This window comes from Acinetobacter sp. MYb191, from assembly GCF_037572605.1.
GTDB classification, from domain to species: domain Bacteria; phylum Pseudomonadota; class Gammaproteobacteria; order Pseudomonadales; family Moraxellaceae; genus Acinetobacter; species Acinetobacter johnsonii.
The window spans coordinates 344,280-367,410 of record NZ_JBBGZP010000008.1 but is presented as its reverse complement, the minus strand read 5'-3'; the positions used below and the strand labels follow the sequence as shown (position 1 = coordinate 367,410).

Genomic DNA, 23,131 nt, shown 5'->3' with positions numbered 1-23,131 from the left:
TAAAGGTGTAAAAATTGCAGCAGTTTGCTATTGGTCAACGTTGGTTATCAGATACTGAAACGGAACTAGGTCTAGGAGTTCTTATTGATGTAGATGAGCGATCTGTCAGCATCTTATTCCCTAAAAGTGATGAAACACGTGTTTATGCACGGAATAATGCACCTTTATCGCGTATCATTTTTAACGTGAACGATGAATTGCAAGATCAAGAAGGCACCAAGTGGACGGTTGAATCACATGAAGACCGTCATGGTGTGGTGCGTTATAACGTTGTTCGTCGCTCAGAAGATGGCATGGAAGAACGTAAATCACTGAACGAGACTCGCATTGGTGCGCAAATTCAGCTGTCTAAACCGCTTGATCGCCTATTGGCAAGTCAAATTGACTATAAAGAATGGTACGACTTACGTATTGAAGCGATGCTGATGCAAGCCAATATGAAGTCGAGCCCACTGCGTGGTATGGTCGGTTCGCGTGTTGGTCTGATTCCTCATCAGTTGTATATTGCACACGAAGTGGGTCAACGTTTTGCACCCCGTGTCCTTTTAGCCGATGAAGTGGGCTTAGGTAAAACCATTGAAGCTGGATTAATTATCCATCAACAGCTTAAAACGGGACGTTCAGAACGCATCCTAATTTTAGTACCCGATTCACTGCAATATCAGTGGATGATTGAAATGCGTCGTCGTTTCAATTTGAACTTCTCATTATTTGATTTAACCCGTACGGCTTCAATTAAAGAACATGATCCTGAACTGAATCCATTCCTGACTGAACAATGCATTATTGCGTCAATCGATTTGATGATTGATCATGATGACTTGCGTGAACAAGCCCTAGAAGCTGGTTTCGATCTGTTGGTGGTCGATGAAGCGCATCACTTGATGTGGAATGAAGAAGACGGTGGTAATGACCGCTATGACTTGATCGAAGAGTTAGCAGAAAAAACACCGGGTGTTTTACTGTTAACGGCAACCCCAGAACAGCTGGGTGTGGAAAGTCACTTTGCGCGTTTACGTTTACTTGACCCACAGCGTTTTAGTTCGCTGGATCGTTTCTTGGATGAAGAAACCCAGTATCAACAAACTGCAAAAATTGCTGAAGTACTGATGTCAGATATGCCCCTTGAAGAAGGGCATTTAGCTGCATTGGAAGGTTTGTTAGGGCATCGCATTGAAGATGCACCCGAACAACGTTTCCGTGCCATTCATGAGCTTTTAGACCGTCATGGTACAGGGCGTATTTTGTTCCGTAATACTCGTGAGGCCATTCAAGGCTTTCCAGGTCGTGACTGTCAACCTGCACCTTTACCTGCCCCAGAAAACTGGTCTAAAGACGGTAAATTGCGTGAACAAATGTGGCCAGAAGAAGCGCAGCTTGACGGTGCGTGGATGGAAGCTGATCCACGTGTTATGTGGCTCATGGAAAAACTACGTACAGACTTAAAACACAAAAAAGTGTTGCTTATTGCACGTACTGGTCCCGTGGTTGAAGCACTTGAAAACGTACTCCGTTTACATGCGGGTATTCGTACTGCAATGTTCCATGAAGGCATGAGTTTGCTTGAGCGTGACCAAGCGTCGGCTTACTTTGCTGAAGAATCTTATGGTGCACAAATTTTACTGTGCTCTGAAATTGGTTCTGAAGGTCGTAACTTCCAGTTTGCATCAGATTTGATTTTATTTGATTTGCCTGCGAACCCAGATGTACTTGAACAACGTATTGGTCGTTTAGACCGTATTGGTCAAGAAAACCGGATTCAAATTCATGTGCCGTATTTGATTGGTACAGCGCAAGAACGTATGTTCCGTTGGTATAACGAAGCATTAAATATTTTCAGTAATATCTCGCCAACTGCGCAAACTTTACAAGAAAACTTTATTGTTGAATTGAAAGATTGTTTACTGACAGATCAAGGTCAGCAGTTTGATGACTTACTCGAAGCGGTCAGCGTACAACGTGAAGCCTTAGAAGCAGAGTTACAATCAGGTCGCGACCGTTTGCTTGAATACAACTCTTGTCGTCCAATTGTGGCGCAAGAAATTGTACAAGCGCTTGAGTCTTATGATGACAACACCACTTTGCCAATGTTTATGAAGCGTTTTATGGCGTCGACAAATATTGATTTTGACGAGCAAAGCAATGGTACAGTCATCATTAAACCAACCGATCAAATGCAAGTTCAAGGTTTAACCTTGGACGAAGAAGGCATGACTGCAACCTTCTACCGCGATCAAGCTCAGATACGTGAAGATGCTCAGTATTTAACCCTTGAGCATCCATTTACTGAAAGCGTAATGGAAATGATCAACACTCAAGGTTTTGGTAGTACCAACGTTGCAGTCTTGAAGTCAGCTGCTTTACCGCAAGGTTCGGTATTGTTGGAAGTGTGGTTTAAGGTCGATGTGGTTGCACCGAAAGCTTTGAATTTGCCTTCAAGCTTACCGCAGCAGCTGGTTCGCGTTTTGTTGAGTGAAAAGGGTCAAGACCTGTCGCAGAAAATTGCGCCTGAAATTTTAAAACCGTATTTGCATCATTTGGATGGTAATAGCTGTCGTCAAGTCGTGAAAGCACGCCGTGAAGTGATTGAACAGCGTTATGTACAAGCATTAGAGCTTGCACGTGCGGCTTTACCAAGCTTTGTGCAACAGGCGAAAGAAGTCTACGGCAGTAAGTGGCAATACGAAATTGACCGCCTGACTTACTTAAAGCAGTTTAATCCGAGTATTCGTGAAGACGAAATTTCGCGCCTACAAAAACTGCAAAAAGAAGGTCTTGGTTTGCTCGATGGCCTATCGGTCACACCAGAAGCAATTCAAGTGATGGTTGTGGTTAAACCATAATTGGAATCGCTGTATGAAAAGCACCTTCGGGTGCTTTTTTAATGAATTTTTAAAAAGAGATTGTTTAAGTTGTATTTGAAAAGTAATCCATTGAAATTTTAAGCGCTTGCTTATGCTAGAATTTTCGCCATTAAAACTCTAATGTATCGAACAATAAATTATGTCTAAAGCTCTAGTAACAATGGGTTCAAAAACAACACATGGTGGCATAGTCACTGAGTGTGAAAATAGTTTTGTGATCAACGGCATTGCTGTGCACTTAAATGGAATGAAGCATTTTTGTCCTAAGTGTCGAATGGTGGTTTCTGCGATTGCAGCAGATCAGAGTACAACGGTCTTGGGGCGTGCTGTGGTGATTGCAGGAGACAAAACCAACTGTGGCGCTACTTTTTTAGGTAATCAGAACTTAACTGTTTCTGCAAAGTAATGTCAGATCTATTCCGGAATATTTTTAAAATTGGCCGAAGTGATCAAAGTCTATGACTTAGCATTCATCCTGCGCCATTTCGTTTAGATTGAAAAACGATTATGGTAAATAAGCTACAAATAATAGATCTGAATGACATGAGCAAACCAGCCTTACACTTTACCCATGCAAACGGCATTCCCTCGGGCAGCTATCAAAAATTCTTTCAGTTTTTAAATAAAGATTTTGATGTCAAAGCGATTCCGATGATTGGTCTAGATCCGCACTATCCTGTGGAATACCGTTGGGAAGCCTTGGTGGATCAAGTTATTTCAGATATTGAACAGCAGTTTCCACGGCAACAAGTGATTGGTTTAGGGCATTCTTTTGGCTCTTTACTCACGCTTATGGCGGCTTATAAAAAACCACAGTTGTTTTCTCAAGTGATTATCATGGACCCACCGTTTGTGATTGGTTCTAAGGCCTTTTTATTTGAAGCGTTACAAAAGTTGGGATCGAAGTCCATTGAAAAACTCACCCCGGCTGCGATGACGGTCAAACGTCGTGATTATTGGGAGAGTATTGAACAGGCCAGTCAGGCGCTCAGACCGAATCGTATTTTTAAAGACTTTGATGAACAGTGTTTTGCGGACTTTATAGAATGTGGTTTAAAAAGTGATCCGACTCGAAATGGGGTGACGCTAACCATTCCCAAACATACTGAAGCAGAGATCTTCAGGACAGTGCCTGCATGGTGGTGGCGTACCCCACGCAAAGCACCGAGTATGCCGATTCATGTATTAACTGCAGAAGACAGCCATTTCTATAAGCAAGGTTTACCCCAAGGGATGAAAAAAACCTATGCGATTGAGTATAGCGTGTTAGAAGGCGGGCATATGTTTCCGTTGGAACAACCGAAACAGACCGCTGAATTTGTGCAACAGCTCATTAAAGAGCAACAGCGAAACAAATAAGAAGATATTTCAGCGAATCTGTTGGGTGTAATAATAGGTTAGCGAATCATCGCTTCATCCAAATGACGTGAACCTTCCAAAATCATGCGAATCATGATCATGGTTTGTTCGGCCATTTCTTTACGCTCTACACTTGGCATATCAATCACTTTGGCACCCATATTGAAAACCAATTGGGTGATTGCCATGGCCACCAATTCAGGGTGGAAGAGTTTGCTATTATTTAAGCGTTCTAAACGAATTAAATCGTCTTTGAGCTCTTGCTGGAAATAATTCAACTGTCTTTCGACCGCATTTTTATAAGATGCCGAACCCGTATATGCTTCGCGTAATAGCAGGCTTAAGTTGCCATCATCAGCATCGAGTTGTTCAATAAAAACTTCGACTGAGCTACGAATAATGCTTTCTTGGCGAATGGCCTTAATACGTGCTTCATGCAAAATTTGACGTAGCACAACACCTGCACGTTCAATTAACTCAATAGCCAGTTCATCGGTATCTTTAAAATGACGATAAAAACTATTCGGCGCAATGCCTGCTTCACGTGCGACTTCACGCAAGCTCAGGGATGCAATACTTTTTTCAGGACCAATCAAATTTAAAGCAGCTTGAAACAGTTCATCTTTTGTAATCGTTGCTTTTCGACCAACACTACGTGCAAGCACTGGTGCATGTTTTTTTGAAGCTTCATGCTCTGTGTTGGTTGTATGGGTTTGAATGGTGGTCGGTGTCATATTTATCAAGCAATTAAATCAATCGGTTCATTATAGCCCCACTGGTCGGCATTGTGAAACGAAACGAAACAATCAGAGTATATATACAAATATATATACATGTGTATAATAATTCAAAATCTATGGCGTGGTCCTTTACTATGCAGATCCTTGAAAAAACTAAATCTCCTTTAACTGAGTATGCTGAGAGTGTTATAGACCGACACACAGCTAACTTTTGGCTTCAAAAAATCAACCCACTTTGGTCGATACACCAAGCTTTGGGTAAAGTGGTAAAAAAAGAGCAAGTTGCACACGATATGGTGAGTTTGACGCTGCAAACCAACCGTCATTTTCAAATGGGGCAAGCGGGACAGCACCATCCTGTGTATGTCGTGGTTCAAGGCGTACGTTATGAACGTACCTATAGTTTGACCCAGATTGATGCGCAACATGTCTTGCTAAATGTGAAAAAAGTAGACCAAGGCAAGGCAAGCCATTGGCTATGTGAGCAGGCTCAAATTGGCGACGTTTTAGAGTTCGGCCAGCCTTATGGCGATATGCAATTAACTGTAAATGATCAACGGTTAATTTTACTTGCTGCGGGCAGTGGTATTACCCCCATGCTGAGCTTACTGAAACGTTTAGAGAAGACCGCCAAGCTTAAAAAGCAGCCTGTACATTTGATGTATTGGGTGAAAAAGCATACTGATGCAGCTTTCAAAGCATATTTTGAGCAGTTGGCAGCACAATATTCAAACTTCACATTCAGCATGTTTTATACCCAAGAGTCAGATGAAGGTGAGCGTTTAAATCAAAATCATGTGTCTCGACTGGATCAGATTGAAAATGCAACGGTATATGCATGCGGCCCTTCAGGGTTTGTAGCTACGGTTGAGCAGCTTTTCGCTCATGCCAACACCTTAAAAACTGAAGCGTTTAGCATGAGTCCATTTGCAAATGATGATGTTGGTTTTGTGAATATTACCTTAACAAAGTCGAAGAAGATTTTAAGCATTCCCAAAGGTCAATCCATTCTTGCAAGTTTGGAACAGCAAAATGTGAAGCCTCAACATGGCTGCCGTATGGGAATCTGTAACAAATGTGCCTGCAACAAAGTTGAAGGTTCGACCAAAAACTTGGTCAATGGTGCACAAAATTCTGAGCCTGGAAATTTTCTAAAAATCTGTGTCAATACGGCACAAACCGATCTTATTGTTGATTTATAAGGGGAATAAATACAATGAATATGCCTGTTAAAGTTGAATATTTTAAAAATCCTAAGAATCGTGAATTAACGACATTCGAGTTAGATGAGCTTGCACGTGAGCTAGATGCCATTAAGCAAGAGGTGCTGGATGATATTGGTGAAAAAGATGCGCAATATATTCGTCGTGTCTATGCAGCGGTGCGTTATGCGTCTATTGCAGGTCGTGCATGTTTATTTGCAGGTTGGTTCCCACCTGCATGGGTGTTGGGCACGGGCTTGCTGAGTTTTGCCAAAATCATGGAAAACATGGAGTTGGGTCACAACGTAATGCACGGTCAATATGACTGGATGAATGACCCTAAGTTTAATGGTCAAAACTATGAATGGGACATTGTAGGTACAGCAGATAACTGGCGTCAGACCCATAACTACAAGCATCATACCTATACCAATATTAAAGGGATGGATGATGACATTGGCTATGGTCTGCTTCGATTATTCCCAGAACAACGTTGGAAACCGGGCTTTTTATTGCAACCGATTTATAGCATTCCATTTTGTTTGTTGTTCCAATGGGGCGTTGCCATCCAAAACTTGGAATTAGGCAAATACTTCAAGGGGCGTAAAAGCAAAGCACAGACTTTAGCCGAATGGAAACCTATGCAGCGCAAAATTGGTAAACAATTGTTTAAAGACTATGTGTTTTTCCCACTCATTGCAGGACCTGCGGCGTTGCCTGTCTTTACAGGGAATTTGGTTGCAAATGGTATCCGTAACATGTGGACATTTAGTGTGATTTTTTGTGGACACTTCACCAAAGACGTGGAAGTTTTCCCGAAAAAAGTACTGGAAAATGAAAGCCGCGGTCACTGGTACATGCGCCAAATTCGTGGTTCGTCGAATTTAACCGGTTCAGAAGCATTCCATATTTTGACAGGGCACTTAAGTCATCAAATTGAGCATCATTTATACCCAGACGTACCCGCGCGTCGTTACCGTAAAATGGCACCGAAAGTACAAGCGGTGTGTGAAAAATATGGCATTAACTATAACAATGCCAGTTTAGTAAAACAGTATGGCAGCGTCATCAAACGTATTGTGAAATATGCATTTCCCTTTAAAAAGTAAGTAAAAAAAGCCACTTCATTTGAAGTGGCTTTTTTTGTTATTTACTAAATTGACGTAATGTCTTTACCAGATGATGGTAATCACCTTGTTTGGCGATATTGAGCACATGTTCAATCTCATGTTTTAACCATTTTTGTTTTGAAGCATTAAAAGCAAACTGCGCCAATAATACAAAGGGACTTTCACCGAATTTGATCGAAAGACCTTTGACATACTTGGGTGGAGATAACTGTTCCATATTGATGCCTTTTTATAATTTAAGTGGAATGGTTCTCAAAATATTTTTATTAGGCAAAATTTATCATAAATATATTTTTTGGTAAATAAAACATACTGAATTTTAATAATAAATATTTTTAAAAATTTAATATGGCTAATTATTAATCCATGCTTAATAATTAGCTTATTTGGCGATGATTTGATGTATTTGACAAGTCGGGAAGGCTTAAGTCTGTCCCTACCAAATAGCTAAAATCGGCTAAAGACAGCATTTGTTTATCTTCAATGCTATTTCCATAAGCATAAACGGCATGATAACTATCCAGCTCATATTTTTCTTGGATACGTTGAGCTTTGTATTCACAACTACAGTCTGCGGTCAGATAGCGCCCTGTATAGTATTGCTGGTCTTGTTCAACGCGGGTACAGATCAGATCGATTGAGAGTATTTCACACACATATTTTAAATAGATATCAATTGAAGCAGAGACTAAAACCACATCATCGCCCAAACTTTGGTGTTGCTTTAGTTGGCTATAAAGTGCTGGGTTAAGTCCTTTGATTAAGAGTTCTGCATAGCGTTTTGCATAAGCGTCAATTTCGCTCACTTCAGCTTGCTTAAACATCGCATGGAAGAGTTTAGAACGCATATGATGGGCAGGATAAAAACCCAAATAATAACTTTGAATATAAGGCAGGACTTTTAAGCCTTGTAGGGCAATATGCCGTTTTGAATGTACATAGAAGATGAACCCCGTAAAACTGTCTTTGTCATACAGGGTGCCATCAAAGTCAAATAAGGCTAGATTTTTATGCGCTTTGCACGTTGCATGCATGTTTGATAACGTCCATTGACACGAGTGGCAAACCAGTTGGTATTGTAGTCACGGCTGAGCTTTGGACCAGAAATGACGACTTCTGGCATCATGGCATAGAATGGTTCTTTTTTAGTGACTTCTTGATACAGTTTAGCCACAGCGCGATAGGTTGCTGTATCTTCAAATTTTTTCTCTTTCTCTTTTTTCAGGTCAGAGCGAATTTGACGCGGAGTAACCAAAATATTGTGCTGAGCAAAAACACTGATGAGTTCGCGCTCTGATTGACTCTTTGCAGATTTAGGTGAGCCATCTTTGCCATAAAGTAACAAGTCGCCGTCTAAATCAAGTTCTGCTTCGGTTAAGTCATTCAACATACTTTGGAAAGCGGCATTTCGACTTGAGTACATACCCGAGTTATAGTCGGCAAAACGGTAAAGCGGTTTGTCATAGTCAGCAGGGTACATCATCAGTCGGTGAATACCGTAGTACAGACCACCATATTGACTATAGAGGTCGGTACGAAGGTCAGCCATGCTGCCACCTTCACGTTTATTGTCTTTAGCATAGCCGATATGCACTTGCATTGAACCCAATGTGGTAATCGGGTTCATTTTTTCGCCCACGTCCTGACCGACAAGTTTGGCTGCACCTGTGAGTGCACTGACGTGATAGTGCTTTGACATATAGTCAAAAATTTCACGGTACAGTTCATCCAGTTCGCGTTCTGTTTTAACGCGGCGCATTTGGCTTAAATAGTTATCTTCAGGGCTTGGCTGCTCTTTTAAGACCTGTTGGAAATAACCTGCGATGGTGCCACCAATGGCATCACCGAGCTTATCTTTAAATTTTTCATCTAAACGATCTTGGACTTCTTTAACCGCTTTTTCACCCAAACCATAAACTTGTGGATCTGCAACAAAGTTAGACTCTTGATCAACCACGGCAATGATCGAACACATATTCTCTTTATTTTGAGGAATACCAAACTGCTCTGAAATATCGTAAATATCTTCAGCCCATGAACGGCGGTCATTTACGCGTCCGGGAATGATGCGTGCGATTTGTTCAGCATTGAGCTTAGGCTCATCATCTGTCCACCATGAACGATCACCGCAGGCGGTTAAGCCTATAGATATGGTCAAGACACTTAGTGTTTTTAAACCAGAAGAAAGAAACAGCTTTTTATTCATAAACAGAGAACACATGATAAAAGGTGAGCCGAAACAGCAGGTGCAGTATACTATGTCGGTCGAAAAAGTGATGAATTTATATGTATATTGGTCGGTATCAACTGTCAAATCATTTGATTGTTGTTCCGATGGTAGGTGGGTTGAGTTGTTAAGACGAATGAATAGTATTCAGTCTGTTATCGGTTTTATTGTGGTGCAAAATTCGTGCAATAGATTGAGGGGAGCTTAACTCATGACACTTCCATTTTTTTTAAATTCTTTTTTAATAAATCAAACAGAAAATAGTTCAATGAATAGACTGTAATGACATTCTAAAAACAAATTTAAATTAATATTTGAAAAATAAAGTAAAAGGGTTAAGATCTAAAATTAGATCAAAAAATATACTTTCAATAATAATGAGGGGAATATGGAAAATTTTATTAATAGACTAAGAAGCCATATTGAGCATGTGAAAAAAGTAGGGGGCCACTGTACTACAGAAGAAACAACTAAACAGGCTTTAATCCTTCCTTTATTAGATATTTTAGGTTTTAGCCCTTATGACCCGACCAAGGTACTTGCAGAATTTGCAGCTGATTTTCCAGGTGTGAAATCTACAGAAAGAGTTGATTATGCACTTTACTGTAATGGGCAACCTGTAATGTTTATTGAAGCAAAACCTTATGTTGCTAATTTAACGAATCATGCTCCGCAGCTGTCTAGATATTTTAACAGTAGTTTAGGGGTGACGATTGGCGCGATCACAAATGGTAAAGAATGGAGATTTTTTACTGATTTAATTAATCCAAATGTGATGGATGATAAGCCATTTTTAACAGTTGATTTTACGAAGAACAAAGCTGAGGATTTGACACAGCTAGCTGAGTTTAAACATGATAATTTTCATGTAGAAAAGCTACGCTTTTTTGCTGAAGAAAATCAATATATCCAGCAGTTTAAAACTGTAATAAAAAGAAGTATTAATGAAGTTGATATTGATTTTGTTCGCTATGTGGCTCAACAAGCAAGTATTCCTCGTCAATTAAACACTAAATTTTTAGAGTCAATTCAGCCTTTTGTAAAGCAAGCTGTTGAGCAGTCAATTAGTGACACCGTTGTTAAAGGACTATCTTCGCCTACAATTATTACTGCCCAGCCAGTTGAACAAAAAGTAGAGGAGACTATTGAGATTGTATCCGAAAGCTCCACGCTAGCTGACATTGTTAACTCTGAAAATGAAAGAATTGTGACTACAGTTGATGAACAGGAATTAAGTCGTATTGTGACAGAGCTATTTCCTGAAGTTGAATTGGTTGCTAAAGATACAGAAAGCTATTTTAGCGTGCTGTTTCAGAATAAAAATAATCGCTGGTTATTTAGATATGATGTAAATCGTAAGAGACCAACCATTCAGTTTGCAGTAGCAATTGATGACTATCGAAAAAAAGAGTTAGAGCGGGCAGGATTAGAAGTGCAAAATAACGGTCAAGTTTTTTTAGATAAACCTGAACACATCTATAGAGCCGTAGGCATTTTAAAAGATTGCTTGGATTACTGTAGTAATGATGACAACTTTAAAAGAGCACCTAATTCCTAATAGAAAAAGCCACTTTATAAGTGGCTTTTTCATAGCACAGTAAAACTTCATACTTGAGAGATAGGATAGTCCTTACTTTGTCATTACAAGTCATTCTTGGACGTCACTGTCGTGCAAAGATATCAAAATGATGTTTCTAATTTTCGATGAACTATGAACAAGAGTTATGGAGTACAGCCAAAGGCTCGATAACAAGCCTGAAAAGCTTATCAAAGAGTAGGCTTTTTTATTTGTGCTATAGTTTAATTGTTACTTAGCAGGCAGAACAATATGAATATCTGTATTGGTGGTGACTTGGATGGTCAAGTAGTGATTTTAAATAAGATGCGATTTAATGCAAAAGAGATAGATCAAAATAAATCATCGAGCTATATCAAGCAAAAGTACGTTAAGGGCGATCAAGTCTTTAATTTTTGGCGACATGCAGAAATGAAAATATGGGATGTTACTCATCAAGTTGAGTTGATTTTAGGAAAGAAAAATTAGCTAGAAGCGGGTAAATAAGCTTTATTCGCTTTTAGTGAAGATTTTCTTATCAATATCGATGAAAAAGCATTTCGTGTGGGGTTGAGTGTTAGCAATAAAATAATATGTTAAGGTCTATCTATTGCACGCTAAAAAGCTTATAGTGATAGTGTATTAGAATTATTTATTTTATTGTATTTACTAAAGTTATTTCGCAATTGATTCAACTCTGCGGTTTATCCGATGTATATGATTTAAAAGATTAATTCTTATATTTTTCAAAATTTAAGAGAATATTTATGTCAAACATTACAACTGGTACCGTTAAGTGGTTTAATGAAACTAAAGGCTTTGGTTTTATTTCTAGCGATACTGGAGAAGACGTTTTTGCACACTTTAGCGAAATCCAATCAAACGGTTTCAAAGTGTTGAATGAAGGTCAACGTGTTCAGTTTACGATTGTAGCTGGCAAAAAAGGCCCTCAAGCAAGCTCTATCACAGTAATCTAAGAATATTGTGAATTAAAAAACCCGCTTCAGTTAGCGGGTTTTTTAATGGCAGCTTATTTACTATTCGGTTGTTAAGGCGTTGTGCGCTCACTATCTTTAGGGGTGAATGGCTTATTTAAAAACATATGAACAAATGTTAATTGATCTATAAGAAATCTTTTGAAGGACTTATTAAGAATAGTAGAAAAATCCCTAGATAAAGGGATTTCAATGCTAAGTAATCAATATGAGAATAGGAATGAGGTGAAATTGTGATATTTGCTATGACACCGTAAAAGACTCTAGGAACGAGTTTAGTGATGAAAGTGTAAAAGCTGACTCGGAAAAATGGAGTGATCTATGAGTATTGTTGAATTACAAGAAGTGAAGCGCCACTTACACTATGCCGATGATAGCAATGATGTTTCATTAAAAAGCTTTATTGTTGCTGCTGACGCTATAATTAAAAATTACATTACAGATAGTTTTGGATCGGAATATCCATCTGCCATTAAACAAGCTGCTTTATTATTAATCGAATACTGGGAACAGCACAGAAAAGATGGGGGAGAGGTATCTGTGAATGGTAACTACCTCCCAATACCCGTACTCTCTTTGCTTAATCTATATCGTAAGCCCACTGTTTGATAGGTGATGTAGAGAATTGTATGTATCTTTAGGCATGGTATATTTGAAATCACTGCATTGTAATTGAGAATTATTTGCATTTATTGGGTTTGTGCGTTAGAATCAATTTCAAGAATAAAATAAAATTTGACAATGATGTTTCATTAACCCAGCTCTATTGATTCTCCAGAGGCTGGGTTTTTTATCTGCTTTAACAAAAAATAAAATTAGGTTAAATTATACCGATTGTTAAAATAATTATGAGAATAAAATATCATGAACAAAAAATTTGAATTACATGTACTCAGCCAAATCTATGACTTTCTAATTGAAAGAGAAGGATTCACTGCTCTGAATCTTCATTTTAAAGTTATGGAATTCTTTAGGGAGTTACATGTAGGGGATAAGAGGGATTTTGTTGTTTTGGCACCGAATAAAATCTCAGGTAATTTCGGTGAGGTTACTCATATTCATTTATTAAATATTCCACATTTCCATGAAAAGGAAAAATTCATTCATTGGGCACATAAAGCTCTAAATCGCTAAGCAACTCATTTGTAAGAAGAGAATCATGTTGTTTCATAAATTAAACATTGAAATCTTTAGATTTTGATAAGTTATCTTTTTAAATTGTGCTAGGCAAAAATGATGAAAATATTTGCAATAGTAAGTTTAGTTTTAATGCTGGGATTAACGGCATGCCAAAAAAGAGATACAGATACGAAAGAGCAGGATAAAACTACAACGCCACATTCCATGGATAAAGATCAGTAAGAAAAAGCTCGCCAAATGGTGGGCTTTTTCAAGAGTTAAAATGGTATAGTAGCGCTGTCATTTAAGTACTTTTTTCTATGTCTGAAACCTATAAATACATTTACACCCAAATTAGTACATTTGGATCATTACCTACACATAAAGTTCTTATAAGTAGTGTAGGAAGGAAGACAAAATTAGTTTTCGCTGATAATACTTTTGTTTATAGTACTGTTTCTGATTGGGCTTTAAGTCATTCGGGTCTTGATTCTAGGAAATCAATATGGTCTGAAGAGCCTAAGTCATTTTTAGACAGTGAAAAAACAAGATTAAGCGTCTATAGAGCCTCACATCCTGCTTTTATCACTGAAGCAAGCATTGGTTAAACACTAGTATTTTGTATGCTGCTTATGTAATAACTGCTTATATTACAAATAAAGTTTGCTTTGCAGATGTTAAGGGCGTATAAAGCTAACTCGTTGATGCGGGATGGAGCAGTCTGGTAGCTCGTCGGGCTCATAACCCGAAGGTCGTTGGTTCAAATCCAGCTCCCGCTACCAACGAAAAAGATTCAAAGTTTATAGCCTAGTCTTCACAGATTAGGCTTTTTTTATGGCTGGTTAATTTTATACATAGCGGTTTCTAAGAACGTGCTTTTATACAAGTTACTGGAATGGTGTGTAAGCAGTGAAAGCACAGTATTTCTAGAAAACATCAGAGTTGTAAGTGACGTAAAACAGGTTTAAGTCTTATTCTGATTCTAAAGGCATAATGGGTTTTCCAAATAAACCAATATTTTTATCCCCCCATTGTTTTAATGCAACCAAAATAGGTGCTAAAGAAGTACCTAGTGTTGATAATCGATATTCTACTTTAGGAGGAACAACGGCATAAACCTTTCGTAGAATCAGTTGATCCTCTTCAAGTTCACGTAATTGTCTAGTGAGCATTTTTTGAGTGACATTTGGAATTTTCTTCCTCAGTTCATTAAACCTTAAAACATCATCTTCTAATAAATGCCATAAGATAATACTCTTCCATTTACCATCAAGTAATCCTATGGCAGCTTCAACAGAGCATCCTGGTGTGCAATCAAAACGCGAATGTTTTAGCTTACCCATTTCAATAGTATCCTTTTGGTAACTATAAGACGAATTTGTCTGTATAACTTAAAAAAGAATATTAAGTAAACTCAAATAACAAAACAAGAGGACAAGTGAATGAAGGCTATTTCTTATATTGACGGTATGGATCATGGATTTCAAAATCCACTGGAAGATATTGAAAAAGCGATGCCGAGCTTAAAAGATCGGGATTTGTTGGTTAAAGTCAAATCGATTTCGGTTAACCCTGTCGATACTAAGGTTAGACGAAACCCTGTCGTAGCAGGCAACATGCGTATCTTAGGATGGGATGCAGTAGGTGAGGTCGTTGAGGTCAGTTCTGGCGTGCAACATTTTAAAGTCGGAGATCAGGTCTGGTATGCAGGTGATTTAACTCGGGATGGGAGTAATGCTGAATATCAGGCAGTCGATGAGCGTATTGTTAGTTTAAAACCACAAAGTCTGAGTGATGCTGAAGCTGCTGCGCTGCCATTAACCGCTATTACAGCGTGGGAAATGTTATTTGATCGTTTCAATGTTGATTTAGATCAATCTGATAATATTTTAGTGATTGGAGGCGCTGGAGGTGTAGGATCTATTGCGATTCAATTACTCAAAGCGAAGACAAATTTAAAAGTTATTGCTACAGCATCTAGGGAAGAGACTAAAGCATGGGTTAAGTCTTTAGGGGCTGACTACGTCATCGATCATACCGAAGATTTAAACATGCAAATCAAAGCATTGGGTTTAGACGCACCTCGATATATTTTTTCAACCAATCAAACAGAAACGTATCTTCCTCAAATTTCTAAGCTTATTGCTCCACAAGGTAAGTTTGGCTTAATTGATGATCCGAAATCACTAGATATCGGTGAGTTTAAGTCTAAGTCGGTTTCTGTACATTGGGAGTTCATGTTTACACGTTCAATGTTCAATACTACAGATATTGAACAACAATCTCAGCTATTACATCAGGTTGCAGAACTGGTAGATAACCATAAAATTAAAACCACGCTGAATCAGACTTTAGGCAAAATTAATGCACAAAATTTAAAACTAGCTCATGAGCTGATTGAATCTGGTCGGGCGAAAGGAAAAATCGTTTTGGAAGGCTTTTAATTCGTTTTAAGCTCAGCTTAAATAAGCGGGTTGATTCTTAAGTTAAACACTTGAAATTATACAATTAGGATCAATATTCTGAGCAAGGCCATTCTAGGGTTCAGCGCACTAGGGTGGCTTTCCTCTTTTTGAAATCAGTTTCGTTCTTACACATATAACAAAGAGCCTTTAGAATAATTTTTTCAATCCACTTAGTGTTATGTTATAACATTTCTTTTTTAATGGGGTGAAGAATGAAACAGACAACTTTAATGACTCTCATTTTGATGGTTATTCAACAGACACATGCAGAACAAAAAGTTACAGCTTTAGATCCGCTTATTTTTCAAGCGGAAAAGATAGAAGTTACTTCAGTCATTATAGAGAAAGAGAGAATCGAAACATCAAATACACTTGGAGATGCACTTAAACATGTTTCAGGAGTGCAAAGTACATCTTTTGGTCCAAATGCTGGTGCACCCGTGATACGCAGTTTATCGGGTAATAGAGTGAGTATCCTTGAGAATGGGCAAACCATTAATGGAATGAATGCGATAAGTGGCGATATTAATATTCCATTTGATCCACTCTTTACGGAAAGCGTCACCGTTCATAAAGGCACAAACTCAGTTAGATATGGGGGGAACGCCATTGGGGGGAGTGTGGATATTGATACTGGACTGATTTCAAAAAAGTTGGAGGATAAAAGTCGAAGTTTAGATATCGCTTATAAGAAAGGTTTTAATGATTTTAATGCCCACGGTATTCGTTTAAATGTAAACAATCAAAAAAACTTAAGCACAAATATTCAGTTCTCAACCCAAAGTATTTCTTCATATAACATACCTGGATCAAGCAAAGCTGCAGTATGTGATACAGCTGTTTTTCCGAGTAGTGGCGGCATAAATTCTGCTTTGGCCGATGCATGTCAAAAGGACTCTAGAATCTCAAATGTGTTTAATAAAGCGCATAATCAGTATTTAAATAAGCACGTTTTAGAAGATATCGAGAAGAACCCAGAAAATTTCTATGATTATTATGATGGTTTAGAGTCTGCTAAATACACAGATGAGGCAATCTCAAAACGGTATGTAAATGGTTCATTGAAAGAGTTTATTAATGATCCGAACCCTGATTATGTGCCGGACACGGCTAAGTATGTACAGAATAAAATTAACAATGATGTAACGCCGAATTATAAAAAGAAACTGGGTAACAGCTATGCCAGAAATGAAAACATGGCGATAGGGACAACCTATTTCTTAAACAATGGCTATATTGGCGTGAGTGCTGACTATAAAAGTAGTGAATATGGTGTTCCAGGTTTTTCTATGGAAAACAAATCTTTTCAGAGCTTTTATAGTGATGGCTTGCCAGTGGGTGTAAAAATCGAACAGAATCGTTTTGCCGTAGACTCACTGTTTAGAGAGCCATCAAGCCTGCTGAAGAGTGTGCAGCTAAAAGCATCTAAACTGTCAAACACATCTGGAGAGTACATTGGTGCAAGAAAAGCCAATGAGTATAAATTTGATACTGATACAGCTGAATTGCTGTTTGAACACATGCCTTATAAAAACCTGATTGGAGAAATAGGAACGTCTATAAATGCCAGACAGGTTAAGGGCTCAGGTTCAGAACGTTATTTACCGAATGTGAATACAGTTTCTCATGCAATATTCATTCAGGAAAAACTAGATTTCAATAAAATTTCTTTTGATGCTGGTTATCGTGTCGAGAAAGTGAAACATGAGATTCAGGATCAGAGCTTTAAGTTGGCGCGTAATGCTTCAAATAGTACGCTTGAAGATCAGTCCTTTGATCTGAATAGTTTTTATATAGGATCGGAGTTTAGAGTTACAGACTATTTGGGTTTCAGACTTCAGTACAGTGAGTCGGAACGAGCACCCGAAATCAATGAACTCTATGCCAGCAACCCTCACTACTCAGTCATGACCCAAGAAGAAGGAAATCAACAACTCAACAAAGAAGTCATGCAGGGTTTAGAGTTTACAACTACTCTGAATTGGGATTCGACCAATATTGCAGTTTCATTGTACCAAATGGATTTTGAGGACTATTTGTATTTGTCCCACTCAGGTGCCTCTATGCGGAACCGTTTACCACTGAAGTATTGGAAGCAAACAGATACAAAAGTGAATGGTTTTGAGTTGGATATGAACCATATGTTTTCCCTCGACAACTTTGGGGATTTAAAAGTAGGTGGCTTTGCAGATTTGGTCAAGAATAAAGCGACAGATCCTGATCGTTTACGTTTAGCCAATGATGGAATCTATTTGCCCAATATGCCAACCAACCGCTATGGTGCAAATATTGAGTGGACATTAGAGAATTGGTCAGCGCGGCTGTCTAGTATTTATTATGACAAACCTCGTTACCTAGGTAAAAATGTGGGTGAGGAAGTACCATTGCCTGCATACAATTTGCTCGATTTAGATATTCGTAAAAAAATGACATTGAAAAACGCCAGTTTTGATCTTTTTATCAATGGTTCTAATTTGCTGGATGAAGATGCACGGCCGCAAAACTCTCCATTAAAATATATTGCACCCTTGCCAGGCCGAGCTTTCCAATTAGGCATAACGATGCATATTTAATATATTATCCTCACTATAAGTCTAGATAGAGCGCCGTGGGGCGCTTTATCTTTATTCAAATTAAATAAAAGTAGTGCCTTGTGAGCATTAAAAATCTGAGGTACGGAGGATTTCGTATAGTTGTGATTATTTGAATACCCAAGAGTTATTTCACTGTTCCTGCTTTTTGCATTTCTTGGTAAAGCTGATCAAGATAATATTGCTGCTGGACGTTATCTTTAAAGTATCGTTGATAATTCACACTACAACTATCTACATCAGCGATATTATTTAGATTGAATGTCCAATCATCCGTATTTTTAACACGAATGCCTAAGTCATCACTACATTTCTGCCAAAGTTGAGAAAATCGTGTCTGCTTATTGCTTGGGAGTTGGTTGAAACGTGCATAAACGCTGAAGCCTTTCATTTCTGAGTTAAAATATTTGTGAATAAAACCAATGGGTACACCAGCCCAATTCATTGATTGATCTTCTGGGAAGGAAATCCTGATGAGTTTTTTTTCGTTCAGTAATGAATCTTGTTGGCCTGATTTAAAATGTTGTTCTTCATATTCTAGTTTTGTGCCTATAGGTACATTGATCTTTTTCACGATCATTGGTTGTGTCGTGATGTAATAGGGATAATCAGGCCTACCATTGCCGCCTGTAGGGTTCATATTGCCAACACATGCTACCAAGTTTGAGAGTAGTGCGATGCAAAAGATTAATCTAACTTTATTATTCATTATTGATCCTAAAAAACTTTATTTAAAGGCTATTTTATTTATCCAGAATGAACCCATAGTACACCTTATGCGAAACGTTTGAAATTTCATCTCTAGCCTCAATTTTTTGGTTCAAGCTATTCTAAGGCTCAGCACACGACTAGGGCTTTTTTTAGATGCTACTACTTCTATTTTTAAGGACGATTCAATTCATTACAGGGAACATCTAATATAATTAAAATTTATGATAGCTATAAATAACTTGAATATTTATTTGTTTCATGTATACTTGGCCTAACTAGAAAAAAGTAATGTTTAGTAAATCTTCTTTAAGTATCGCAGTTTTAGTCATAATCCTCCGTTGTTTCAGATCTTAAGCTCCACTTTTATTATTTTCAAAGTTACATCTAGTCATTTTTTTGACTAAAATTATTAAAATTCAGCAGGATATATTATGTCTACTACAGTTACCGGTACAGTTAAATGGTTTAATGAAACTAAAGGCTTTGGTTTCATTCAACAAGAATCTGGTCCAGATGTTTTTGCTCACTTTCGCGAAATCGCTAGCTCAGGTTTTAAAACATTGCATGAAGGCCAACAAGTGTCATTCAGCATAGAGCAAGGTCAAAAAGGCCCAAATGCTGTAAATATTGTTGCTTTATAAGAAGCATTAAATATAAAAAAGCACTGAATAGTGCTTTTTTAATGACCAAAAATTATTAATTAAATATTTATTCCTTGTTGGAATATATGAAAAAAACTGGTGGAAATTGAAAAAACTTAATACATTAATTGCTAAATCTTCAAATGGTACTGAAATTATAGTCTCGTTAATTCCTCTAAATAAAATGCAAAATACCCGTGATGGATTGAAATCTATTGAAGTGGGTAAGCGTGTGTTGCTTCAGTCTGGAATCGAAGTAGACTTAAATTTAGATGGTAGAACATTCTATACCGCTTTAAATCAATTATTTAAATTTAACTATAAAGTTGCCTAACTAAATATTTGATTATATTTTTTTAAAATGAATTAATATTATAGGTATAGAAAAAATGTTAAAGAAAAATGTTACTGTCAAAGATCAATTCGGTACTGAGTACTCTATTCAGGCGACTGTAGATAAAAACTCTTGCAGCACAAAGTTATATTCAAATTTAAGATATATCACTGTTGATGGCGAAGATATTCGTCCTGGTTTTGAAATGTTCTTCCAACGTCTAAATAGCGGTAAAATTTTTAAGCTAATCTGAACGTTATTTTTTATTTGGTCGTGATGACTAATACTACAATATCTTAACCACCCCAATCATTCCTCCTCAAATCTATTTGAATTATAAAACAGTTATTTTAAATAATTTGAAGAGAGCTATGTCACACAGAACACTTTTGTTAATAAGTAGTTTAATGACATAGCTAAAAAGTATTCTTAGCAAAAAATCTTCTGTGAATGTCAAGAAAAATTCATTTTATTATATAAATATTATAGGTTTAATGATTATTAGCTTGTCCACGAGAAATTCTTAATCTCCAAATTTCTTTCAATAATTAGTTTTCGAAGTAGCCCTTTGCCTATTATTTGTTATATTCCTAGCTCAATTCGCTCCTAAATGAGTTCCAAAAGCGTCTTCCGCAAATGAGTTTTTAAAAACCAAATCCATAGCTGGTTTCTGCCGTATGACAATATGACCTATATCATATTTGAGCTCATTGAAAGTAAGTATAGAAATACTAGCGTATGACGATCTGCATAATCAACACCTGTTTGAACTGAAGGCTGCTTTTTCGTATTCAAGATCAAGATAGAATTTACTGCATTAAAAATATAATAAAAAGTTTACAATAAAGATAGTAATAATTATCATTCTCGAAAATATTTTACAGAAGAGGAATAAAAATGCGCTTGTCTCACTTTAGTCTTTGTTTGCTCACTACGGCTATTTGTACCCAACTGTATGCTGAAGACACAGCAACAAATGACTCTACAACACAAAATACTGAAGCTAAACTTCCAACTATCGTGATGACAGCAACACGTACACCGAAAAGCATTTCCGAAATTGCAGGAACTGTCCAAACCATTTCTGCTGATCAAATTACGCAACAGGCTGGTCCAGGTCGTAAAGTTGCAGATATTTTGGCGCAACTGGTTCCATCTTTAGCACCAAGCAGTGGAACGAGTAGTAATTATGGTCAAACTATGCGTGGACGTAATGTACTTGTAATGATTGATGGTGTATCACAAACTGGTTCACGTGATGTAGCGCGTCAGTTAAATAGTATTAGCCCAAATATGATTGATCATATTGAGGTGGTTTCAGGTGCGACCAGTATCTATGGTTCAGGTGCGACTGGCGGAATTATTAATATTATTACCAAACGTGCTGACAAGTCTGAGCCTGTAAGCTTTCAAACAAAATTAGGTGTGACATCGGCCGATAATTTTCGCGGTGACAGCCTAGCTTATCAAGTGGGCCAAACGGCTTCATTTGCAAATGATAAAGTCGATGGTTTTCTTGGCTTAGACTATACCAATCGTGGCTCACAATTTGATGGTAATGGGGATCGTATTTCATTAAGTCCTTGGCAGGGCAGCACCATGGATACCGATACTATTGATATGAATGGTCGTTTAAACTTTAATTTAACTGACAACCAAAGTTTAAGTTTTGGTGCTCAGTACTATAAAGATGAACAAGATACAGAATATGGGCCTGATTATTCTTATTTACTCACAAAAACAGATCCATCTTACAAAGCGGTCAAAGGTTGGAGCTTAGATAATCAGCCTTTTACTGAACGTTATGCTTTTAATACGCAGTACCAAAATCAGGATTTTTTAGGTCAAGTTCTGAATGTTGAGGCATACTATCGAAATGAGAAGTCACGCTTCGTACCTTATGGTTATTCAGCTGACGGTATTAGTGTAAAGCAAAGTCAATCCAATGTGGATTACGCAGGTATTCGTTCAACTTTACAGTCTGATCTTGTAGTTGCTGACCGTGATTTAAAACTAACTTATGGCTTAGACTATGATTGGGAAAAAGACCATCAGTGGGCAGACTACTACATGCCAAGCAATAATGGTTTAGTTTATACCCCAACTGGAGAAAAACAAGGCTCAGGACCAGATACTGAAATTCAGAATATTGGTACCTTTATACAAGGGGACTATGCCGTAACTGATCAGCTTAATATTCAAGCCGGTGTACGTTACCAATATGTTCAGGCAGACACAGACAGCTATTTAACTGCACGTAAGCCATATACATTAATGGCGGCAGACTCTACAGATTCAGACAAATTTCTGTTTAATCTAGGCACTGTCTATAAACTCACTGATACTCAACAAGTCTATGCCAATTTTTCTCAAGGCTATAGCTATCCAGATGTACAACGTGTATTGCGTGATGTTGCAGCATATACTTTAACCACGTCTGGTATCGCTCCAATCACTGTGAATAGCTATGAACTAGGCTGGCGCTTAAATCAAGACACAGGCTTAAATTTGGGCTTAACAGGTTTCTATAATAACTCTGATAAAGTCGTTCAATTTAACTCAGATCGATCTGTAAATGTTGTCGACACAGATCAGCGAGTTTATGGTGCGGAGGCAACAGTAAGTTACCCATTTATGGAAAATTATAAGGTGGGTGGCACTTTAGGTTACACAAGAGGCCAGTATAAGGATGGAGCCAATAATTGGCATGAGTTAAATGCTTTTGCAGTTTCACCAATGAAAGGCACATTGTTTGCAGAATGGAATAATGAAGATGGCTATGGTGTGCGTGCTCAAATGCTTGCAATCAAAGGAACTGACAAAGCCTATAAAGATGACCTAGAGTTAAAAGCAGCTGGACTGAGTGATAGTAACAGTGCAGCAAAGATTAAAGGTTATACGACTATGGATGTATTAGCACATTTTCCAGTAGCGAAAGGCCGTATGGACTTTGGTGTTTATAATCTATGGGGTAATCAATATAAAACTGTATTCGCCCAACAAGCAGCAGTGACCAATGCCAACTCATTGTTAGCGATCCCAGCGGAAGGTCGTACTTTTGCACTAAGTTATACCATTAATTACTAATGGTGCCTGAAGCATGTTATGTAGAACTTTTTAATTCTATCTAAAATAATCGGGATAACATTTTTAGTTAAATTCCTAAGATTTAACATATAGCATCATTATTTTATGCAA

The 23,131-nt window shown here is 37.8% G+C and carries 24 protein-coding genes and 1 tRNA gene; 19 read left to right on the top strand and 6 right to left on the bottom strand.

The genetic code is table 11. The annotated features are described in order from the left end of the window. The first annotated feature begins 14 nt into the window (after window positions 1-14). The 3 genes from rapA to WH214_RS04955 all read left to right on the top strand — a co-directional run bounded on the left by rapA (window position 15) and on the right by WH214_RS04955 (window position 4,223). On the top strand, window positions 15-2,843 hold the full coding sequence (gene rapA / locus WH214_RS04965) for an RNA polymerase-associated protein RapA (RefSeq protein WP_339992952.1): 2,829 nt from the start codon (window positions 15-17) through the stop codon (window positions 2,841-2,843). A gap of 160 nt (window positions 2,844-3,003) precedes the next feature. Beyond that, a complete protein-coding gene (locus tag WH214_RS04960) occupies window positions 3,004-3,270 on the top strand; it encodes a PAAR domain-containing protein (protein ID WP_005399638.1) in 267 nt (88 codons plus the stop codon). Window positions 3,271-3,407: 137 nt separating this feature from the next. Continuing rightward, complete coding sequence (locus WH214_RS04955) at window positions 3,408-4,223, top strand: alpha/beta fold hydrolase (RefSeq protein WP_339400717.1); 816 nt, start codon at window positions 3,408-3,410, stop codon at window positions 4,221-4,223. A 38-nt stretch (window positions 4,224-4,261) separates the two neighbouring features. Here WH214_RS04955 and fabR read toward each other — a convergent pair whose 3' ends face one another. Then, the gene (gene fabR, locus WH214_RS04950; protein ID WP_339400716.1) at window positions 4,262-4,957 is read right to left on the bottom strand and encodes an HTH-type transcriptional repressor FabR; all 696 of its coding nucleotides are present in this window, start codon (window positions 4,955-4,957) and stop codon (window positions 4,262-4,264) included. Window positions 4,958-5,097: 140 nt separating this feature from the next. On the opposite strand from fabR, the gene WH214_RS04945 reads away from it, so the two are divergent. Next, a complete protein-coding gene (locus tag WH214_RS04945) occupies window positions 5,098-6,165 on the top strand; it encodes a ferredoxin reductase (RefSeq protein WP_339400715.1) in 1,068 nt (355 codons plus the stop codon). A 14-nt stretch (window positions 6,166-6,179) separates the two neighbouring features. Next, entirely contained in the window at window positions 6,180-7,274 is a 1,095-nt protein-coding gene (locus WH214_RS04940) for a fatty acid desaturase family protein (protein ID WP_078389684.1), read from the top strand. Between the two features lie 37 nt (window positions 7,275-7,311). Here WH214_RS04940 and WH214_RS04935 read toward each other — a convergent pair whose 3' ends face one another. The 3 genes from WH214_RS04935 to WH214_RS04925 all read right to left on the bottom strand — a co-directional run bounded on the left by WH214_RS04935 (window position 7,312) and on the right by WH214_RS04925 (window position 9,501). After that, window positions 7,312-7,512 carry a hypothetical protein gene (locus WH214_RS04935; RefSeq protein WP_004693524.1) on the bottom strand — a complete coding sequence of 67 codons (201 nt, stop codon included), beginning with the start codon at window positions 7,510-7,512 and terminating at the stop codon, window positions 7,312-7,314. 160 nt (window positions 7,513-7,672) lie between these two features. Next, window positions 7,673-8,329: an HAD-IB family hydrolase gene (locus WH214_RS04930; RefSeq protein WP_339400714.1), complete on the bottom strand. Its 657-nt coding sequence runs from the start codon at window positions 8,327-8,329 to the stop codon at window positions 7,673-7,675. Further along, window positions 8,296-9,501 (bottom strand): DUF1615 family protein, encoded by a 1,206-nt coding sequence (locus WH214_RS04925; protein WP_339400713.1) that lies wholly within the window; start codon window positions 9,499-9,501, stop codon window positions 8,296-8,298. Before WH214_RS04925 ends, WH214_RS04930 begins: the two co-directional genes overlap by 34 nt. A 409-nt stretch (window positions 9,502-9,910) precedes the next feature. On the opposite strand from WH214_RS04925, the gene WH214_RS04920 reads away from it, so the two are divergent. From WH214_RS04920 to WH214_RS04885, 8 genes are all read left to right on the top strand, one after another. Beyond that, window positions 9,911-11,080 carry a type I restriction endonuclease gene (locus tag WH214_RS04920; RefSeq protein WP_339400712.1) on the top strand — a complete coding sequence of 390 codons (1,170 nt, stop codon included), beginning with the start codon at window positions 9,911-9,913 and terminating at the stop codon, window positions 11,078-11,080. Window positions 11,081-11,350: 270 nt separating this feature from the next. Continuing rightward, window positions 11,351-11,566, top strand: coding sequence for a hypothetical protein (locus tag WH214_RS04915; RefSeq protein WP_004693517.1), 216 nt, complete (start codon window positions 11,351-11,353; stop codon window positions 11,564-11,566). 278 nt (window positions 11,567-11,844) lie between these two features. Beyond that, window positions 11,845-12,054 carry a cold-shock protein gene (locus WH214_RS04910; RefSeq protein WP_004693516.1) on the top strand — a complete coding sequence of 70 codons (210 nt, stop codon included), beginning with the start codon at window positions 11,845-11,847 and terminating at the stop codon, window positions 12,052-12,054. A 339-nt stretch (window positions 12,055-12,393) separates the two neighbouring features. Further along, entirely contained in the window at window positions 12,394-12,681 is a 288-nt protein-coding gene (locus tag WH214_RS04905) for a head-tail connector protein (protein ID WP_339422904.1), read from the top strand. Window positions 12,682-12,936: 255 nt separating this feature from the next. After that, window positions 12,937-13,206 (top strand): hypothetical protein, encoded by a 270-nt coding sequence (locus WH214_RS04900; protein WP_087014309.1) that lies wholly within the window; start codon window positions 12,937-12,939, stop codon window positions 13,204-13,206. A 102-nt stretch (window positions 13,207-13,308) separates the two neighbouring features. Continuing rightward, window positions 13,309-13,434 (top strand): hypothetical protein, encoded by a 126-nt coding sequence (locus WH214_RS04895; protein ID WP_017397253.1) that lies wholly within the window; start codon window positions 13,309-13,311, stop codon window positions 13,432-13,434. A 77-nt stretch (window positions 13,435-13,511) separates the two neighbouring features. Next, window positions 13,512-13,799: a hypothetical protein gene (locus WH214_RS04890; protein WP_078426816.1), complete on the top strand. Its 288-nt coding sequence runs from the start codon at window positions 13,512-13,514 to the stop codon at window positions 13,797-13,799. A gap of 97 nt (window positions 13,800-13,896) precedes the next feature. Next, window positions 13,897-13,973, top strand: a tRNA-Met gene (locus tag WH214_RS04885). A gap of 189 nt (window positions 13,974-14,162) precedes the next feature. On the opposite strand, the gene WH214_RS04880 is transcribed toward WH214_RS04885, so the two are convergent. Next, window positions 14,163-14,534 (bottom strand): winged helix-turn-helix transcriptional regulator, encoded by a 372-nt coding sequence (locus WH214_RS04880; protein ID WP_004693511.1) that lies wholly within the window; start codon window positions 14,532-14,534, stop codon window positions 14,163-14,165. 99 nt (window positions 14,535-14,633) lie between these two features. On the opposite strand from WH214_RS04880, the gene WH214_RS04875 reads away from it, so the two are divergent. After that, window positions 14,634-15,635: a zinc-binding alcohol dehydrogenase family protein gene (locus WH214_RS04875; RefSeq protein ID WP_339422903.1), complete on the top strand. Its 1,002-nt coding sequence runs from the start codon at window positions 14,634-14,636 to the stop codon at window positions 15,633-15,635. Between the two features lie 233 nt (window positions 15,636-15,868). Further along, a complete protein-coding gene (locus tag WH214_RS04870) occupies window positions 15,869-18,229 on the top strand; it encodes a TonB-dependent receptor (protein WP_339422902.1) in 2,361 nt (786 codons plus the stop codon). Window positions 18,230-18,374: 145 nt separating this feature from the next. Here WH214_RS04870 and WH214_RS04865 read toward each other — a convergent pair whose 3' ends face one another. After that, window positions 18,375-18,956 carry a hypothetical protein gene (locus WH214_RS04865; protein ID WP_339422901.1) on the bottom strand — a complete coding sequence of 194 codons (582 nt, stop codon included), beginning with the start codon at window positions 18,954-18,956 and terminating at the stop codon, window positions 18,375-18,377. A gap of 433 nt (window positions 18,957-19,389) precedes the next feature. Between WH214_RS04865 and WH214_RS04860 the strand changes: the two genes are divergently transcribed. From WH214_RS04860 to WH214_RS04845, 4 genes are all read left to right on the top strand, one after another. Continuing rightward, window positions 19,390-19,599, top strand: a complete 210-nt coding sequence (locus WH214_RS04860) for a cold-shock protein (protein ID WP_004693506.1) — start codon at window positions 19,390-19,392, stop codon at window positions 19,597-19,599. Window positions 19,600-19,705: 106 nt separating this feature from the next. Beyond that, entirely contained in the window at window positions 19,706-19,933 is a 228-nt protein-coding gene (locus WH214_RS04855) for a hypothetical protein (protein ID WP_004980159.1), read from the top strand. Between the two features lie 55 nt (window positions 19,934-19,988). Next, a complete protein-coding gene (locus WH214_RS04850; protein ID WP_339422900.1) occupies window positions 19,989-20,186 on the top strand; it encodes a hypothetical protein in 198 nt (65 codons plus the stop codon). 644 nt (window positions 20,187-20,830) lie between these two features. Further along, the gene (locus WH214_RS04845) at window positions 20,831-23,020 is read left to right on the top strand and encodes a TonB-dependent receptor (protein WP_339422899.1); all 2,190 of its coding nucleotides are present in this window, start codon (window positions 20,831-20,833) and stop codon (window positions 23,018-23,020) included. The last annotated feature ends 111 nt before the right edge of the window (window positions 23,021-23,131 follow it).

Bases quoted from the DNA above. Each gene is read 5' to 3' on its own strand.
- WH214_RS04880 (WP_004693511.1), bottom strand. From the start codon at position 14,534: ATGGGTAAGCTAAAACATTCGCGTTTTGATTGCACACCAGGATGCTCT.
- WH214_RS04860 (WP_004693506.1), top strand. From the start codon at position 19,390: ATGTCTACTACAGTTACCGGTACAGTTAAATGGTTTAATGAAACTAAA.
- WH214_RS04935 (WP_004693524.1), bottom strand. From the start codon at position 7,512: ATGGAACAGTTATCTCCACCCAAGTATGTCAAAGGTCTTTCGATCAAA.
- WH214_RS04865 (WP_339422901.1), bottom strand. From the start codon at position 18,956: ATGAATAATAAAGTTAGATTAATCTTTTGCATCGCACTACTCTCAAAC.
- WH214_RS04955 (WP_339400717.1), top strand. From the start codon at position 3,408: ATGAGCAAACCAGCCTTACACTTTACCCATGCAAACGGCATTCCCTCG.
- WH214_RS04870 (WP_339422902.1), top strand. From the start codon at position 15,869: ATGAAACAGACAACTTTAATGACTCTCATTTTGATGGTTATTCAACAG.
- WH214_RS04960 (WP_005399638.1), top strand. From the start codon at position 3,004: ATGTCTAAAGCTCTAGTAACAATGGGTTCAAAAACAACACATGGTGGC.
- WH214_RS04890 (WP_078426816.1), top strand. From the start codon at position 13,512: ATGTCTGAAACCTATAAATACATTTACACCCAAATTAGTACATTTGGA.
- WH214_RS04900 (WP_087014309.1), top strand. From the start codon at position 12,937: ATGAACAAAAAATTTGAATTACATGTACTCAGCCAAATCTATGACTTT.
- WH214_RS04905 (WP_339422904.1), top strand. From the start codon at position 12,394: ATGAGTATTGTTGAATTACAAGAAGTGAAGCGCCACTTACACTATGCC.
- WH214_RS04940 (WP_078389684.1), top strand. From the start codon at position 6,180: ATGAATATGCCTGTTAAAGTTGAATATTTTAAAAATCCTAAGAATCGT.
- WH214_RS04910 (WP_004693516.1), top strand. From the start codon at position 11,845: ATGTCAAACATTACAACTGGTACCGTTAAGTGGTTTAATGAAACTAAA.
- WH214_RS04850 (WP_339422900.1), top strand. From the start codon at position 19,989: ATGTTAAAGAAAAATGTTACTGTCAAAGATCAATTCGGTACTGAGTAC.
- WH214_RS04845 (WP_339422899.1), top strand. From the start codon at position 20,831: ATGCGCTTGTCTCACTTTAGTCTTTGTTTGCTCACTACGGCTATTTGT.
- fabR (WP_339400716.1), bottom strand. From the start codon at position 4,957: ATGACACCGACCACCATTCAAACCCATACAACCAACACAGAGCATGAA.
- WH214_RS04875 (WP_339422903.1), top strand. From the start codon at position 14,634: ATGAAGGCTATTTCTTATATTGACGGTATGGATCATGGATTTCAAAAT.
- WH214_RS04915 (WP_004693517.1), top strand. From the start codon at position 11,351: ATGAATATCTGTATTGGTGGTGACTTGGATGGTCAAGTAGTGATTTTA.
- WH214_RS04920 (WP_339400712.1), top strand. From the start codon at position 9,911: ATGGAAAATTTTATTAATAGACTAAGAAGCCATATTGAGCATGTGAAA.
- WH214_RS04925 (WP_339400713.1), bottom strand. From the start codon at position 9,501: ATGAATAAAAAGCTGTTTCTTTCTTCTGGTTTAAAAACACTAAGTGTC.
- WH214_RS04895 (WP_017397253.1), top strand. From the start codon at position 13,309: ATGAAAATATTTGCAATAGTAAGTTTAGTTTTAATGCTGGGATTAACG.
- WH214_RS04930 (WP_339400714.1), bottom strand. From the start codon at position 8,329: ATGCATGCAACGTGCAAAGCGCATAAAAATCTAGCCTTATTTGACTTT.
- WH214_RS04945 (WP_339400715.1), top strand. From the start codon at position 5,098: ATGCAGATCCTTGAAAAAACTAAATCTCCTTTAACTGAGTATGCTGAG.